Here is a 13,714-nt window from a genome sequence, read left to right as displayed (position 1 = left end):
AATCAGGATTTCTCTTCCTGTTTTTTGAATTTACTTTTGGTATTTATTACAAAAACTAAAATTAAAATACTATCTTCACTTTTTAAGAAGAGTGAAACTGTTTTTTCGAACGAACAAATAAAGTATAATACATGAAAATGAAAGAATTAATCGATGGATTTTCATCTCAGTTAGAAGAGTCCATTCACATTTCCAATAAGTACGAACTAAAGGCCGACCGGGAAATTACCAGCTGCGTAATCTGCGGTTTAGGCGGGTCCGGGATTGGCGGTGAGATTGTCAAACAATGGGTCCGCAGTTCTGTTTCTGTTCCTGTGGAGGTTTGTCACGGATATATACTTCCGGGATATGTTGGTAAGAACACGCTGGTTATTGCTTGCTCCTATTCCGGAAACACCGAAGAAACATTGACAACCGTGCAGGAAGCCTTGAGCCGGGAAGCATTTATTCTGGCGATATCCGGAGGAGGTGAATTGGAACAAATGGCGCAGTCAAAAGGATTCCAATGGATCAAAGTTCCCGGTGGACTTCCTCCGAGAGCGGCATTGGCTTACCCGTTGGTACAATTGGTAGAGATTTTCGAGCAATTGAAATTAACCACGACCTCCATTAAAAAGAGTATCCTGAATAGCATTCAGCTGATCCGCTCCCAGGAAACAGGGATAACGCGGCTGGCAAAAACCATTTTGGAGCAGGCTTCCGGGAAGCAGATTTTGTTTTACAGTGAAGACCAGTTCGCACCGGTTTTACTGCGTGCCTGCCAGCAAATCAATGAAAACGGGAAGGAATTGGCAAATTACAATGTCATTCCTGAAATGAACCACAATGAAATCGTAGGTTGGGCAAATTCGAAAGCCAATCTGTTCGTAATTGTGGTGCGCAGTTCTCTGGAATACATCCGCAACAAACAGCGTTTGGATATTACTTCAGCGCTTGTCCGGGAAAAAGCTCAAAGCATTGAAGTGTTTGCTGAAGGAACCGACCTGGTAGAGCAAAGCTTGTTCCTGGTTCATTTGTTTGATTGGTTGTCTTACTTTCTGGCAGAAGAAAAAGGCATAGACGTAATTGAAGTGAAAGTAATCGATTATTTGAAAGATTCATTGGCAAAATCAATTCAGTAAGATGGAAATAGCAATTATCGCTCATGATGGAAAAAAAGCCGAAATGGTGCAATTCCTGAATGAACAAAGAGATATTCTTCATAAAAATGAAATCACACTCGTGTCAACAGGAACAACCGGTTCGAAAGTTGAAAAGGCCGGATTCCAAGTCACCAAGTACCTTTCCGGTCCAAAAGGAGGAGATGCACAAATTGCTGCCCGTGTGGCAGAAAGAAAGTGTCAGATGGTGATTTTTTTCCGCGACCCGCTTGAAAAGCACCCGCACGAACCCGATATTTTTATGCTGATGCGTTTGTGTGATGTCCACGATATACCTTTGGCAACCAATCCGGCAACGGCTACGCTGCTATTCCAGGATTGTTGAATAATTTCAATGACGAAACCGACTAGTCCAGATCAATCGGCTTAAAATTAAACGATAGGATGTTCTGCATCAGCAGAATGTCCTGCTTGCCGGTTTTAGGAACTCTTACGGTTTTGTACTTTTACTTTTTAGCTTCGAACATATTTTTCCTTATTTTCAGCCTGTAAAATGCTATTCACACAGTCATGGAATCAGGTAAAATCATTGAGTTTCTAAATCACATAGGAATTCCGGTTATTGAAACGACGTTGCCGGATAATTGCTTTCTGCCGGGTTTGATGATCCGTGGAAATTCTATTCTGATGGATCCTGAACAATTGAAATTTCCGGGAGATTTGCTTCATGAAGCGGGACACATTGCAGTTACGGAAGCACATTTGCGCCCGTTGATCGGAACGGCAGAAATGGATCCTGCCTGGCCCGTCGATGGAGATGAACTGGCTGCAATCTTATGGTCTTTTGCTGCTTTGAAGCATTTGGAACTGGAACCGGAAGTGGTTTTTCATCCGGAAGGCTACAAAAAAGAATCAGGGTGGCTCATTCAGCAATTTGCAGCTGAAAATTATATCGGACTTCCTTTACTGGAATGGATGGGATTGTGTACCACCACGGAGAAAAATGGAATCAAACCTTTTCCGGACTTAATAAAATGGCTGAGATGATTAAAAAAGAAATCACGAAATACTTAAAGTTCCCCTTGCAATTCGACGAGCAGCGTTTGGTGGAAGACCTTTCGCAAGCAATGGAATCGCAATGGATCCCGCATTTCAATACGGGCGGATATACCGGGAACTGGAACGCCGTTTCACTGTATGCGAAAAACGGGAACGAACAAAACATTTTTGCGCTCTCACCGGATCATTCGGAACTTTCCGAAACTCCCATGATGAAGCAATGCGGCTATTTTAAGGAAATCCTGGATACCTTTCAATTCCCGGTACTTTCCGTGCGTTTACTCAGACTGGAAGCAGGTGCGGAAATAAAACCGCACACCGATCACGAACTGGGATACGAAGACGGACAATTCCGCCTGCATATTCCGATTGTCACCAACCCCGACGTTGAATTTATTCTGGATGGCGAACGTTTGACGATGCTTCCCGGTGAATGCTGGTATACGAATGTGAATCTGGTACATTCGGTGGCAAACCGCGGAACAGTCGACCGGGTGCATTTGGTCATCGACGGGGAACGGAATGCCTGGACAGACGAACTTTTTTTCGCTTTGGCTCCCGAATCCAGTTTTGAAGCTAACGGGGAAGAAGAACTTTCGGATGAAACAATTATTCGCATGCTGGAAGAACTGAAAAATAACCCGCAAATGGCTGGCCATCCGATCATTGAAGAGCTTGAAAGGAAGCTAAAAAGATGGAGTTAAATCCCAAAAATCATTAAAAAAAAGATTCGCTTTTGTAACTGAAGTATGTTTGCTGACTTTATTCGGAATAAACGGCAGCATGGCAGAAAACACAATTGAAACAAAACGAAAAAAAGACTCCGAACCCGAAAGAGATCAGATGTCTGAAGTGCTGTGGTGGTTTTCCACGGCAATCAAAGAATTGATCCAGGATTGCACGGTAGACAGAAACCGCTACAAAATCCTGGGATCTGCGATGCTTTTCACCTGGTTGTACGCTACTCTGGCCTGGGGATATTTCTGGAGCACAAATTCGGATTCTCCGTTCCTGTTCATTTCACTGGGGATTTTTATGGGAGGTTTTGTACTTTCTATCGACCGCGTGCTGGTTTCCTCCATCAATAAGAAACGAACCAATATTGTAGCAATCGGATTGCGGGTGATTATGGCATTGTGTATCGGTGCTTTCCTCGCACAGCCAATCATTCTGTTTATTTTCAGTTCCGATGTAGACCGCGAAATTCCTATTTTACTGGATAAAAAACTGGCAGAGAAAAAAATCGAAGTAGAGCAGGTTTACCAATCGCGCAAAGACGAATTATTGGCCAATAAAAAGAAACTGGACGATGAGTTGAAGCAAAAAAGCGATTTGGCGGTCGAAAAGCAAAATGATTATCTGAAAGAAATTGACGGAACGGGTGGATCCGGAAAATTTGGTATTGCTGGAATTGCAAAAGCCAAGCAAAATGGTTACTTAATCGCGAAAAACGACCTGGATCAGCTGCAAAAGAATTCAAAAACGGAATTGGAAAAAATCACGACGGAATTGGATGAGATCAACACCAAGGTGACCAAAAGTGTTGCCGATTTCGAAAAAACACTCGATGGAAAAGGTTTCCTGATTAAGAAAGAAGCACTTCAATCCCTGTTTGACAAAGACAAAACACACGGACTTCAAAACCAGTATTATTTGTTGATGGTGATTTTAACCTTGTTCGAACTAATCCCGATCATCAGTAAGCTGTTTATGCCTGCGGGCGCTTATGATACCAAAGTGGCTTTACGGGATGATTTTGAAACGAATGTTTCGACGCTTGAATCTGAAAAGGAGTTCAGAGAGAAGGAACGCGAGTTGATCTGATTATCAACGGAGGAATGATCAATTATCAAGAGTTTTTAAATGGAAGAACGAAAAAACTCTTGATAATTATGATAGTGATAATTGATCATTTTTTGCAATGAACTATCTTTAGGTTCAAAATAGTCAAAAAATCAGATCATGAAACAACTCATTCTTTTAGCAGTGCTTTCTATCACGGGATCCGCTTTCTCACAAGTATTGGATTCTGTCAATTACTCCATCAACGGACAACAATTCACGGCATTTTACGCGAAACCTTTAAAAGTCAGCAAGAAAACAAAAACTGTTCTGATCGTTCATGAATGGTGGGGATTGAACGAATACCCGAAAGAAAGAGCGCTTCAGATTGCCAAAGAAGGAAATATCGGTTTCTGTATCGATATGTATGGAACCGGAAAAGTGGCGAAAAATCCGCAGGATGCACAAGCTTTGGCCATGCCATTTTACCGCGACCCGGAATTTTCCTACGGAAGATTTATGGCAGGCTACAATGAAGCACTGAAGATCCAGGGAGTGGATGCTTCGAAAATCATTGCAATCGGTTATTGCTTTGGTGGTTCGGTAGTTTTGAATGCCGCTAAAAAAGGAGCGCCGGTAGATGCAGTGGTTAGCTTTCACGGAAACCTGGATGGAATTCCTTTAGACAAAAGCAAATTGAAAGCAGCCGTTTTAGTGTGTAACGGTGCTGCCGATTCATTTGTTTCCGATGAAAGCATCAAAGAATTTAAAAAACAAATGACCGAAGCAGGTGCTGACATGACTTTTATCAATTACCCGGACGCCACGCACGCGTTCACTAATCCGCATTCAACGGAAGTCGGGAAGAAATTTTCCATGCCGATTTCCTATAACGAAGCAGCGGATAAGCAAAGCTGGATCGACTTTAATAAGTTTATGAAGGCGAAGGTGAAATAAAACCGAAAGAATATAGAGCCAGTAGCCGGGATTGATGAAGTCCCGGCTCTTTTTTTGATATTTTTCGGGTTCATAGAAAACCTGAAATCCCTGCAATACGTATCTGAATCATGAAATGGACCGGAAATACCGTTGGATTCGTGATGGCTTTATCATTGGCCGCATGTTCAACTTCCCAAAAAGGCATGTCATACCTGGCATTGGGAGATTCTTATACGATCGGGGAAAGTGTTCCCACATCCGAAAATTTCCCGTATCAACTGGCCGATTCGATCCGTAAAAAAGGAAAAGAAATCGAAAGCCCTGTGATTATTGCGCGAACCGGCTGGCGTACCGATCAGTTGATGACTGCCATTGAATCCGCTCAACTGAAAAAAGAATACGACCTGGTCACCTTACTGATCGGAGTGAACAATGAATTCCAGGGAAGGTCCTTGCAGGAATACGAACGCGATTTCAAACTTTTATGTAAGAAGTCTATAGAACTTGCCGGAAATAAAAAGAAACGGGTAGTGGTGGTTTCCATCCCGGATTACGGATACACTCCTTATGGAAAACCGGATCAGGAACGTATTTCGGGGCGCATCAACCAGTTTAATGCTTCCAATAAGCGCATTGCGGATTCGTTGCAGCTGAAGTATGTAAACATCACCGAAATTTCAAGAAAAGGAATCGCCCAACCGGATTTGGTAGCTGAAGACGGTTTGCATCCCAGTGCGAAAATGTACGGGCTCTGGGTGAAAGAGATTTTAAAGTAGGCGAAAAATTTTTCGTCCCTCCCAGGTTTTGTCTAAAGTCTTATCTTTGTTTCTCTAAAAAATCAAAGAAATGTCACAAATTCCTGCAAATAATCCTGCTTTGAAATCATGGATAGAAGTTCCTTCAAATTCAGATTTTCCCATTCAGAATATTCCTTTTGGAGTCGTTAGAAGCGAAAATTTAAAACCGCATGTAGCTTCCCGTATCGGAGATAAAGTGATCGATTTGAAAACATTGCATGTATTGGGTTATTTGGAGAATTTGCCTTTCGAGTTGAGTGATTTCGATACGGATTCATTGAACCCGATGATGAAAAAAGGAAAAAAGGCAGTGCGTGATTTGAGAAACCGCTTGTCCAAATTGTTTGACGTGAACCAGCCGGATTTGCAGCAAAACGAACAGCATGTTGCACAGGTATTGCTTCCGGTTGAAAGCGTGAAGATGTGTATGCCGGTACAAATCGGAGATTACACGGATTTTTATTCCAGCCGTGAGCACGCTACGAACGTAGGAATGATGTTCCGCGACCCTGCAAATGCCTTATTGCCGAACTGGTTGTGGTTGCCTGTGGGATATCACGGAAGATCGAGCTCCATCATTATTTCGGGAGAACCGGTTGTGCGCCCGAAAGGACAGATCAAACCGAATCCGGAAGAACCACCGATTTTTGCTCCTTGCAGAAACCTGGATTTCGAATTGGAAACGGCATTCATTACATTTGACGGAAAGCCGCTTGGAGAATCCATTTCTACCGAAGAAGCGGAAGATTTCATTTTCGGGATGGTGTTGTTTAACGACTGGTCGGCACGCGATATTCAAACCTGGGAATACGTTCCGCTAGGGCCATTCCTGGCGAAAAACTTTGCATCTTCGATCTCTCCGTGGATTGTGACCCTGGATGCACTTCAGCCGTTTAAAGTGGACGGGCCGAAACAAGATCCGGAAGTGCTTTCCTACTTAAAATACGAAGGACAATTATCCTACGATATTCAACTGGAAGTGTACATTGAGCCCGAAAACGGCGAGGAAACCAAAATCTGTACTTCCAACTTCAAATACATGTACTGGAACATGGCGCAGCAATTGGCACATCATACGGTAAACGGGTGTAATATCCGCTGCGGGGATATGCTGGGTTCGGGAACAATTTCCGGTCCGACACCTGATTCTTACGGATCAATGCTTGAATTGGCGTGGAAAGGAACAAAACCATTGAAAATGAACGACGGAACAGAGCGTAAATTCATCCAGGACGGTGACAATGTCATTATGCGCGGATTCTCTTCCAAAGACGGTGTTCGCATCGGTTTCGGAGAAGTTTCCGGGAAGATTTTACCTGCTAAGAATTAATTTCACCAGGATATAAGGAAACGTCAGCCGGTTGGTTGGCGTTTTTTTATGCCTGAAAATCCACCGAAAGGTTGATTTTTTTGTTTGACCGGGAATGTACTTTTGTGGCAAAAATTAATCCACAGTTCCATGAAAATGTACACCAAAGTTCTCTCCCTGCTTATTGTTTTATTGATCGGTTTCAGTTCTTGTTCCAAAGAGAAACGCATTGAAAAGCAATTGATCAAAAAAGACGGCAAATGGAAAATCACTTCCATCGATTACAAGTATTACCAAAACAATGAGTTGGGATTTTCTGAAAATTATCCGAATGCCGGAACTATTGAGTTCGACAAAAAAGGAACGTGCGTCCTGACGATTACTTTAAGCGGGTCGCCTGAAGCAAGTGCGGGGACCTGGACTAATTCGGAAGATAACATTACCATTACTGCGAATGGCGAAACGACCGTGATGAAAATTATGAGCGGTCCGAAAAAGGGAAAAATGACCCTGGAGGAAACAGATTACTATAACGACACCGCAGAGAAAGAAACGTATACTTACTACCTCGAAAGAGCGGATTAACCATAGTCCCAGTTCTAATAAATGAAATCCCGGTCCCTCATGTAAGGAATCGGGATTTTTTAGTTACTAAAAAATGCTTAGAACTAATCATTTTTCGATATGCTTTTCCAGGTAACTTTGCCGGAAATTTTTAAATCGATTTATGAGAAATGTAACCGGAATCCTGTTTTTAGCCTTTGTTTTTGCGATGGGACTTGCAAGCTGCTCCAAAGAGAAACGCATTGAAAAGAACCTGGCTAGAAAAGATGGCAAGTGGGATGTGGAAAGCTACGAATACAAGTATTATTACAATGGAACCTATTATCCCTATGATTCATTTACTTACACCAATGCTGGTAGTTTTGTGTTTGAGAAAAACGGAACATATACCTGGACGTTCATTGCAGATGGTGAGAGTGATATTTCCACCGGAACATGGTCCAATTCCGGAGATGAATTAACCCTGGTACAAAATTCCTCGACAGTGAAGTTTAAGATTCTGGAAGAATCTAAAAAGAAAATCAAAATCGAATATACGGAGACAGACGGGGTCGAAAAAGAAACATACACCATGACCTTGACAAGAGACTGATACGTCTTATCAATGATCCAAAAAAGCTGTTCTGAAAGGGACGGCTTTTTTTACGGACTTTTCCTATATTAGTTGGAATCAAAACCAATCCGATATGAAACAGCATTTGAATACGGTCATTATTGCGCTGGCAGTGATTATTGCGGGATTTCTGTTGGCAAACGGGTATAAGAACCGTTCCAAAACAGCCGATGCAATAAGCGTTACAGGTTCCGGGGAAGAGAATTTCACCAGCGATCTGATTGTTTGGAGAGGAAGTTTTTCCAAAAAGAATTACGACCTGAAAACAGCTTACAGTGAATTGAACAGAGACCAGCAGGCCATTCGCAAATACTTGTCTTCGAAGGGTATTAAATCCGATGAACTGATTTTCGAAGCGGTCGATATTCAAAAGGATTTCTTTTATGAATACGATAATAACGGACAGTTGCGAAACACCGTTTTTAACGGATACCAATTGACTCAGAATCTGAAAGTACAGTCGAAAAATGTGGATATGGTTGAGAACGTTTCCCGTGAAGTGACCGAATTAATCGATGCCGGAGTAGAGTTGAATTCCTTTCCGCCGGAATATTACTACACGAAATTGGCGCAGCTGAAAGTGAAAATGATCGAAGCAGCAACAAAAGACGCAAAGAACCGGGCAGAAAAGATTGCGTTGAATGCGGGAGGAAGCCTTGGGGAACTGAAAACCGCCGATATGGGGGTGTTCCAGATCACTGGAGAAAACTCTTCTGAGCAATTTTCCTGGGGAGGAAATTTCAACACGAGTTCCAAGAAGAAAACAGCAAATATTACGATCCGTTTGAAATACGAAGTAAACTAGGTTTAAAGAGTTCAAAAGGTTTCAGCCGTGGCTGATTCAAAGGGTTTCAAATCTGGAAACTCTTAAATTTGGTTCCATTGAACCTTGACCTTTTTAACTTTTGAATCTTTCCTTGAATTAACGTTCTACTGTTAACACTTCCTAAAACCAATGAAAAAGACGGGATATTTTCGGCTATTTTTGTATTTTAAAATGATTGATTCCGCTTGGGTATGGAAGCTCAGATAGATTTAGAAAAAGAACGACTGGAAATATTAAGCGCCTTTAAAGGACTTTTAAGGGCGACAAAGAACAGGACCCGCCAGGATACTGCTTACATTCGAAAAGCTTTTGACGTTGCAGTAGAGGCGCATAAGGATATGCGCAGGAAATCCGGTGAGCCTTATATTTACCACCCGATTGCCGTGGCGCGTATTTGTGCCGAAGAAATGGGATTGGGAGCCACTTCTATCGCTTGTGCGCTTTTGCACGATACGGTGGAAGATACGCACATCACTTTGCAGGATGTGGAAGATCTGTTCGGAGAAAAGGCTCGCAGAATTATCGACGGTTTAACCAAAATTCCGGATGTTTTCGACCAGAATACATCGATCCAGGCTGAGAATTTCCGGAAGATGATCCTGACGATCTCGGATGATTTGCGTGTGGTTTTGATCAAGCTGGCTGACCGTTTGCACAACATGCGTACGCTGGAAAGTATGGCTCCGGATAAGCAGATCAAAATTGCTTCCGAAACCAAATTCTTGTATGCTCCTTTGGCACACCGCCTGGGCCTTTATTCCATCAAAACGGAATTGGAAGACCTGGCAATGAAATATACGGAAACGGAAGTTTACAGGGATATTCAGCTGAAACTGAAATCTACGGAAGATGTCCGTAACCGTTTCATTCGCCGTTTTGTAAACCCGATCCGTGAAGCCCTGAATAAAGAAGGCTACCATTTCGACATCAAAGCACGTACAAAATCCATTTCCTCCATTTGGAGAAAGATGCAAAGCAAAGACCTGCCTTTCGAGGAGGTGTTTGACTTGTTCGCGATCCGTATCATTTTGGATACGCCGGTCGAAATGGAAAAAGCAGATTGCTGGCGTGTTTACTCCATAGTAACCGATTTTTACCAGCCAAGTCCGGACCGTTTGAGAGACTGGATTTCCACTCCGCGTGCCAATGGTTACGAATCCCTGCATACAACGGTGATGTCTCCGCAGGGGAAATGGGTGGAAGTGCAGATCCGCACCAAGCGCATGGATGAAATCGCTGAAAAAGGATTGGCTGCACATTATCGCTATAAGGAAAATCAGAAAGACGACAGTAAATTTGATCGCTGGATTTCAGAAATCCGCGACTTGCTTGAAAATCCGGATGTGAATGCAATGGATTTCGTGGAGGAATTCAAGATGAACCTGTTCCACGAAGAAATCTATGTGTTCACCCCGAAAGGAGATTTGCGTGTGCTTCCGGTTGGAGCTACGATCCTGGATTTTGCCTACGACATTCACAGCGATATCGGGAATAAATGTATCGGCGCTAAAGTAAATAACCGCCTGGTTCCGTTGAGCTACCAGCTGCAGAATGGCGACCAGTTGGAGATTATCACTTCTGCCAAGCAAAAACCATCCGAAGATTGGCTGCGTTTGGCCGGAACAGCACGAGCACGTCAGAAGATCAAGTCAGCACTGAACGAAGAGCGAAAGGAAATTGCAGCCGACGGACGTGAAATCCTCGAGCGGAAATTCAAACAACTGCACATCCGGTTCAAGTCGGAAAATATCACGGTATTGGAACGCTTCTATGGATTTTCTTCTGCAACGGATCTCTATATCCGTATTGCTAAAGGGAAAGTGGATCTTACCAAATTGCGAGAACTTGAAAATGTGAACGGTTTGCTTCAGCCGGAGAAAAAAGCGGCTACCAACAAAGACAAGCACGAACTGGATGTTTACCCGAAAATCAATAAGAAAGACGATACCATTATCATCGGGGAAGATTTCAAGAACATCCAATACCAGATGGCACGTTGCTGTAACCCGATTCCGGGAGATCCTATTTTTGGGTTCATCACCATTTCGGAAGGAATCAAGATCCATCGTAACAATTGCCCGAATGCCGAGCATTTGCAATCCAAAATGGCTTACCGTTGTATCAAAGCGCGCTGGAGAAGCCAGGATCTGGTGGCTCGCGTAGCCGCTATCCGTTTGATCGGTATTGATGATGTGGGAATCGTAAACAAGATCACAGAAGTCATTTCGAAAGAATTGAACGTGAATATGAAATCCATTTCGTTTGAAGCGAATGACGGTTTGTTTGAAGGGAAGATTCATGTGTTGGTTTACGATACGGAACATTTGGATACACTGATGCGTAAGTTCGAACAGGTAGAAGGTGTGAAGCGGGTAGAGCGCTACGATACGAAGGAAGATTAGCTTGTCGATGAGAGTTTCGGCATAAGATCCTCCTTCCTAAAAAATACGCATAGACATGTGTCTATTTGAGTAGTGGTGGTGCAGGTTGTGTGAGTTTTTTCGGGGTGGCCGGCGGTGATTTTCGCCGATCCTGTTAAAAAGCACTCTGTTTCGTTGAAAACTTCTTTGCAGGGGCATTTTTGATCGTGCTTGAATAGAAAAAAATAACTACTTTTGCCCTTTCAACTTTGTCAGATGCAACAACAAGATCTGCAGTTAACGGTAAGGAATATTTTTTCAGCATATCTGGAGCAGAACGGGCACCGGAAAACTCCCGAGCGCTTTGCTATTCTGGCTGAAATCTATAACTACATGGGGCACTTTGATATCGAGTCTTTGTATATCAAAATGAAGAACCAGAATTACCGGGTTTCCAGGGCAACTTTATACAATACCATCGAACTATTGCTGGCTTGTAACCTGGTCAGAAAGCATCAGTTCGGTAAGAACCTGGCACAATTTGAAAAATCTCACGGATCCAAACAGCACGATCACGTTATTTTGACCGATACCGGCGAAGTGATTGAGTTTTGTGATCCCCGCATTCAAAGTATCAAAGCAACGATCGAAGAAATTTTCGGAGTTAAAATTCAACACCATTCGCTTTATTTCTACGGAGTTAGAAACGAAGAGAATGAACAAAATCAATAATGAGCGCTCAGTTTGAAATAACGAAGTCATCGAATTTTGTATTGGCCAAAATTTCAGGAAGAATTATTTCCGACGAAGGCCTGGCAGACGCACTTGACACGATCGAAAAGTCATTGGCTACCGATTTGAAAGCTGTATTATGTGATTGCTCCAAACTGGAATACTGCAACAGTACCGGGTTGAATTTCTTTGTACGCATTTTAACAAGATCACGAAAAGCCGGATTGGATTGTGTGCTGGTAAACCTGCAGCCATCCGTCAAAAAGTTGTTCGAAATATCCAAGTTAGACGAAATTTTTAGCTGTTTCAATTCCACAGATGAGGTTGAGGCAAAATTTAATAAAGTGAAATGAAAGTAGATGTTCTTTTAGGATTACAATGGGGAGATGAAGGAAAAGGAAAGATTGTAGATGTCCTTACTCCGCAATATGACATTATTGCCCGTTTTCAGGGTGGACCGAATGCCGGCCATACACTGGAATTCGAAGGTGTAAAACATGTACTTCATACGATTCCATCCGGAATTTTTCATGGAAATGTGATTAATTTGATCGGAAACGGAGTGGTGATCGACCCGGTAGTTTTTCAAAAAGAATTGGAAAAGCTGGCACCGTTTAACATTGACATCAAGCAACGCCTGGTTGTTTCCAGAAAAGCACACCTGATCCTGCCAACGCATAAATTATTGGATGCGGCGTCTGAAGCTTCCAAAGGAAAGAATAAGATCGGAAGTACGCTGAAAGGAATCGGCCCGACATACATGGACAAAACCGGAAGAAACGGGTTGCGTGTAGGAGATATTTTCCTGCCTTCTTTCAAAGAGAAATACAATGCTTTGGTGGAGAAGCATTTGAACATGTTGAAACATTACGAAGGATTTGAATACGATTTGGCGGAACTGGAAGGTCCGTGGATGGAAGGAATAGACATTTTGAAAGGATTGACAGCTGTTGATAGCGAACAATACCTGAATGATGCGATGAAAGCCGGGAAGAAGATTTTGGCTGAAGGAGCACAGGGAACCATGCTGGATATCGATTTCGGAACGTACCCGTTCGTGACTTCTTCCAATACGGTTACTGCAGGAACGTGCACCGGTTTGGGAATTGCTCCGTCAAAAATCGGGGATGTGATCGGGATTTTCAAAGCATATTGTACACGCGTTGGTTCAGGACCTTTCCCCACCGAGTTGGAAGACGAAGTGGGCGAGAAAATCCGCCAGGAAGGAAGAGAATTCGGTTCTACGACAGGAAGGCCACGCCGTTGCGGATGGATTGACCTTCCGGCAATGAAATACGCGATCATGATCAACGGTGTTACCGAATTGGCTATGATGAAAGCAGACGTATTGGATACATTTGATACGATCCGTGCATGCACCAAATACAAAGTAGATGGAGTAGAGCAAGATTACATGCCTTACGATATCGACGGAGTAACGATTGAACCTGTTTACGAAGACGTTCCGGGATGGAACAAAGACCTGACAGGTTTGTCTTCTTTTGCAGATGCACCGGAAGCGTTGAAAAATTATGTGAACTATTTGGAACAACATTTGCAAGTGCCCGTAACAACTGTATCGGTTGGTCCGGACCGTAAGCAAACATTGGCAACGAGATAATTGAAGTTATTC

The 13,714-nt window shown here is 42.9% G+C and carries 15 protein-coding genes; all 15 read left to right on the top strand.

The annotated features are described in order from the left end of the window. Positions 1 to 137 precede the first annotated feature (137 nt). The 15 genes from ABDW02_RS19805 (at position 138) to ABDW02_RS19735 (ending at position 13,702) form a co-directional block, all read left to right on the top strand. The gene (locus tag ABDW02_RS19805; RefSeq protein ID WP_343637743.1) at positions 138 to 1,121 is read left to right on the top strand and encodes a bifunctional phosphoglucose/phosphomannose isomerase; all 984 of its coding nucleotides are present in this window, start codon (positions 138 to 140) and stop codon (positions 1,119 to 1,121) included. Position 1,122: 1 nt separating this feature from the next. Continuing rightward, positions 1,123 to 1,485 carry a methylglyoxal synthase gene (locus ABDW02_RS19800; RefSeq protein ID WP_343637741.1) on the top strand — a complete coding sequence of 121 codons (363 nt, stop codon included), beginning with the start codon at positions 1,123 to 1,125 and terminating at the stop codon, positions 1,483 to 1,485. A gap of 185 nt (positions 1,486 to 1,670) precedes the next feature. Continuing rightward, positions 1,671 to 2,147 (top strand): hypothetical protein, encoded by a 477-nt coding sequence (locus tag ABDW02_RS19795; protein WP_343637739.1) that lies wholly within the window; start codon positions 1,671 to 1,673, stop codon positions 2,145 to 2,147. Further along, on the top strand, positions 2,144 to 2,863 hold the full coding sequence (locus ABDW02_RS19790; RefSeq protein WP_343637737.1) for an aspartyl/asparaginyl beta-hydroxylase domain-containing protein: 720 nt from the start codon (positions 2,144 to 2,146) through the stop codon (positions 2,861 to 2,863). Before ABDW02_RS19795 ends, ABDW02_RS19790 begins: the two co-directional genes overlap by 4 nt. 79 nt (positions 2,864 to 2,942) lie before the next feature. After that, the gene (locus ABDW02_RS19785; RefSeq protein ID WP_343637735.1) at positions 2,943 to 3,983 is read left to right on the top strand and encodes a DUF4407 domain-containing protein; all 1,041 of its coding nucleotides are present in this window, start codon (positions 2,943 to 2,945) and stop codon (positions 3,981 to 3,983) included. Between the two features lie 138 nt (positions 3,984 to 4,121). Next, the gene (locus ABDW02_RS19780; protein ID WP_343637733.1) at positions 4,122 to 4,898 is read left to right on the top strand and encodes a dienelactone hydrolase family protein; all 777 of its coding nucleotides are present in this window, start codon (positions 4,122 to 4,124) and stop codon (positions 4,896 to 4,898) included. A 110-nt stretch (positions 4,899 to 5,008) separates the two neighbouring features. Continuing rightward, entirely contained in the window at positions 5,009 to 5,656 is a 648-nt protein-coding gene (locus ABDW02_RS19775) for an SGNH/GDSL hydrolase family protein (protein WP_343637731.1), read from the top strand. Positions 5,657 to 5,726: 70 nt separating this feature from the next. Beyond that, complete coding sequence (fahA, locus tag ABDW02_RS19770; protein WP_343637729.1) at positions 5,727 to 7,007, top strand: fumarylacetoacetase; 1,281 nt, start codon at positions 5,727 to 5,729, stop codon at positions 7,005 to 7,007. A 129-nt stretch (positions 7,008 to 7,136) separates the two neighbouring features. Beyond that, on the top strand, positions 7,137 to 7,571 hold the full coding sequence (locus ABDW02_RS19765) for a lipocalin family protein (protein WP_343637727.1): 435 nt from the start codon (positions 7,137 to 7,139) through the stop codon (positions 7,569 to 7,571). 142 nt (positions 7,572 to 7,713) lie between these two features. After that, on the top strand, positions 7,714 to 8,142 hold the full coding sequence (locus tag ABDW02_RS19760) for a hypothetical protein (protein ID WP_343637725.1): 429 nt from the start codon (positions 7,714 to 7,716) through the stop codon (positions 8,140 to 8,142). Positions 8,143 to 8,236: 94 nt separating this feature from the next. After that, entirely contained in the window at positions 8,237 to 8,968 is a 732-nt protein-coding gene (locus ABDW02_RS19755) for an SIMPL domain-containing protein (protein WP_343637723.1), read from the top strand. 212 nt (positions 8,969 to 9,180) lie between these two features. Beyond that, positions 9,181 to 11,391 carry a bifunctional (p)ppGpp synthetase/guanosine-3',5'-bis(diphosphate) 3'-pyrophosphohydrolase gene (locus tag ABDW02_RS19750; protein ID WP_343637721.1) on the top strand — a complete coding sequence of 737 codons (2,211 nt, stop codon included), beginning with the start codon at positions 9,181 to 9,183 and terminating at the stop codon, positions 11,389 to 11,391. A gap of 234 nt (positions 11,392 to 11,625) precedes the next feature. Further along, complete coding sequence (locus ABDW02_RS19745; RefSeq protein ID WP_343637720.1) at positions 11,626 to 12,081, top strand: transcriptional repressor; 456 nt, start codon at positions 11,626 to 11,628, stop codon at positions 12,079 to 12,081. Continuing rightward, positions 12,081 to 12,434 carry an STAS domain-containing protein gene (locus tag ABDW02_RS19740; RefSeq protein ID WP_343637718.1) on the top strand — a complete coding sequence of 118 codons (354 nt, stop codon included), beginning with the start codon at positions 12,081 to 12,083 and terminating at the stop codon, positions 12,432 to 12,434. Before ABDW02_RS19745 ends, ABDW02_RS19740 begins: the two co-directional genes overlap by 1 nt. After that, the gene (locus ABDW02_RS19735) at positions 12,431 to 13,702 is read left to right on the top strand and encodes an adenylosuccinate synthase (protein ID WP_343637716.1); all 1,272 of its coding nucleotides are present in this window, start codon (positions 12,431 to 12,433) and stop codon (positions 13,700 to 13,702) included. Before ABDW02_RS19740 ends, ABDW02_RS19735 begins: the two co-directional genes overlap by 4 nt. Positions 13,703 to 13,714: the final 12 nt, after the last annotated feature.

Origin of the sequence: Fluviicola sp., assembly GCF_039596395.1 — a bacterium.
Taxonomy (GTDB): domain Bacteria; phylum Bacteroidota; class Bacteroidia; order Flavobacteriales_D; family Crocinitomicaceae; genus Fluviicola.
This window is presented reverse-complemented; position numbering and strand designations above follow the sequence as displayed.

Bases quoted from the DNA above. Each gene is read 5' to 3' on its own strand.
- ABDW02_RS19735 (WP_343637716.1), top strand. From the start codon at position 12,431: ATGAAAGTAGATGTTCTTTTAGGATTACAATGGGGAGATGAAGGAAAA.
- ABDW02_RS19800 (WP_343637741.1), top strand. From the start codon at position 1,123: ATGGAAATAGCAATTATCGCTCATGATGGAAAAAAAGCCGAAATGGTG.
- ABDW02_RS19750 (WP_343637721.1), top strand. From the start codon at position 9,181: ATGGAAGCTCAGATAGATTTAGAAAAAGAACGACTGGAAATATTAAGC.
- ABDW02_RS19760 (WP_343637725.1), top strand. From the start codon at position 7,714: ATGAGAAATGTAACCGGAATCCTGTTTTTAGCCTTTGTTTTTGCGATG.
- ABDW02_RS19745 (WP_343637720.1), top strand. From the start codon at position 11,626: ATGCAACAACAAGATCTGCAGTTAACGGTAAGGAATATTTTTTCAGCA.
- ABDW02_RS19780 (WP_343637733.1), top strand. From the start codon at position 4,122: ATGAAACAACTCATTCTTTTAGCAGTGCTTTCTATCACGGGATCCGCT.
- ABDW02_RS19775 (WP_343637731.1), top strand. From the start codon at position 5,009: ATGAAATGGACCGGAAATACCGTTGGATTCGTGATGGCTTTATCATTG.
- ABDW02_RS19740 (WP_343637718.1), top strand. From the start codon at position 12,081: ATGAGCGCTCAGTTTGAAATAACGAAGTCATCGAATTTTGTATTGGCC.
- ABDW02_RS19765 (WP_343637727.1), top strand. From the start codon at position 7,137: ATGAAAATGTACACCAAAGTTCTCTCCCTGCTTATTGTTTTATTGATC.
- ABDW02_RS19805 (WP_343637743.1), top strand. From the start codon at position 138: ATGAAAGAATTAATCGATGGATTTTCATCTCAGTTAGAAGAGTCCATT.
- ABDW02_RS19790 (WP_343637737.1), top strand. From the start codon at position 2,144: ATGATTAAAAAAGAAATCACGAAATACTTAAAGTTCCCCTTGCAATTC.
- ABDW02_RS19795 (WP_343637739.1), top strand. From the start codon at position 1,671: ATGGAATCAGGTAAAATCATTGAGTTTCTAAATCACATAGGAATTCCG.
- ABDW02_RS19785 (WP_343637735.1), top strand. From the start codon at position 2,943: ATGGCAGAAAACACAATTGAAACAAAACGAAAAAAAGACTCCGAACCC.
- ABDW02_RS19755 (WP_343637723.1), top strand. From the start codon at position 8,237: ATGAAACAGCATTTGAATACGGTCATTATTGCGCTGGCAGTGATTATT.
- fahA (WP_343637729.1), top strand. From the start codon at position 5,727: ATGTCACAAATTCCTGCAAATAATCCTGCTTTGAAATCATGGATAGAA.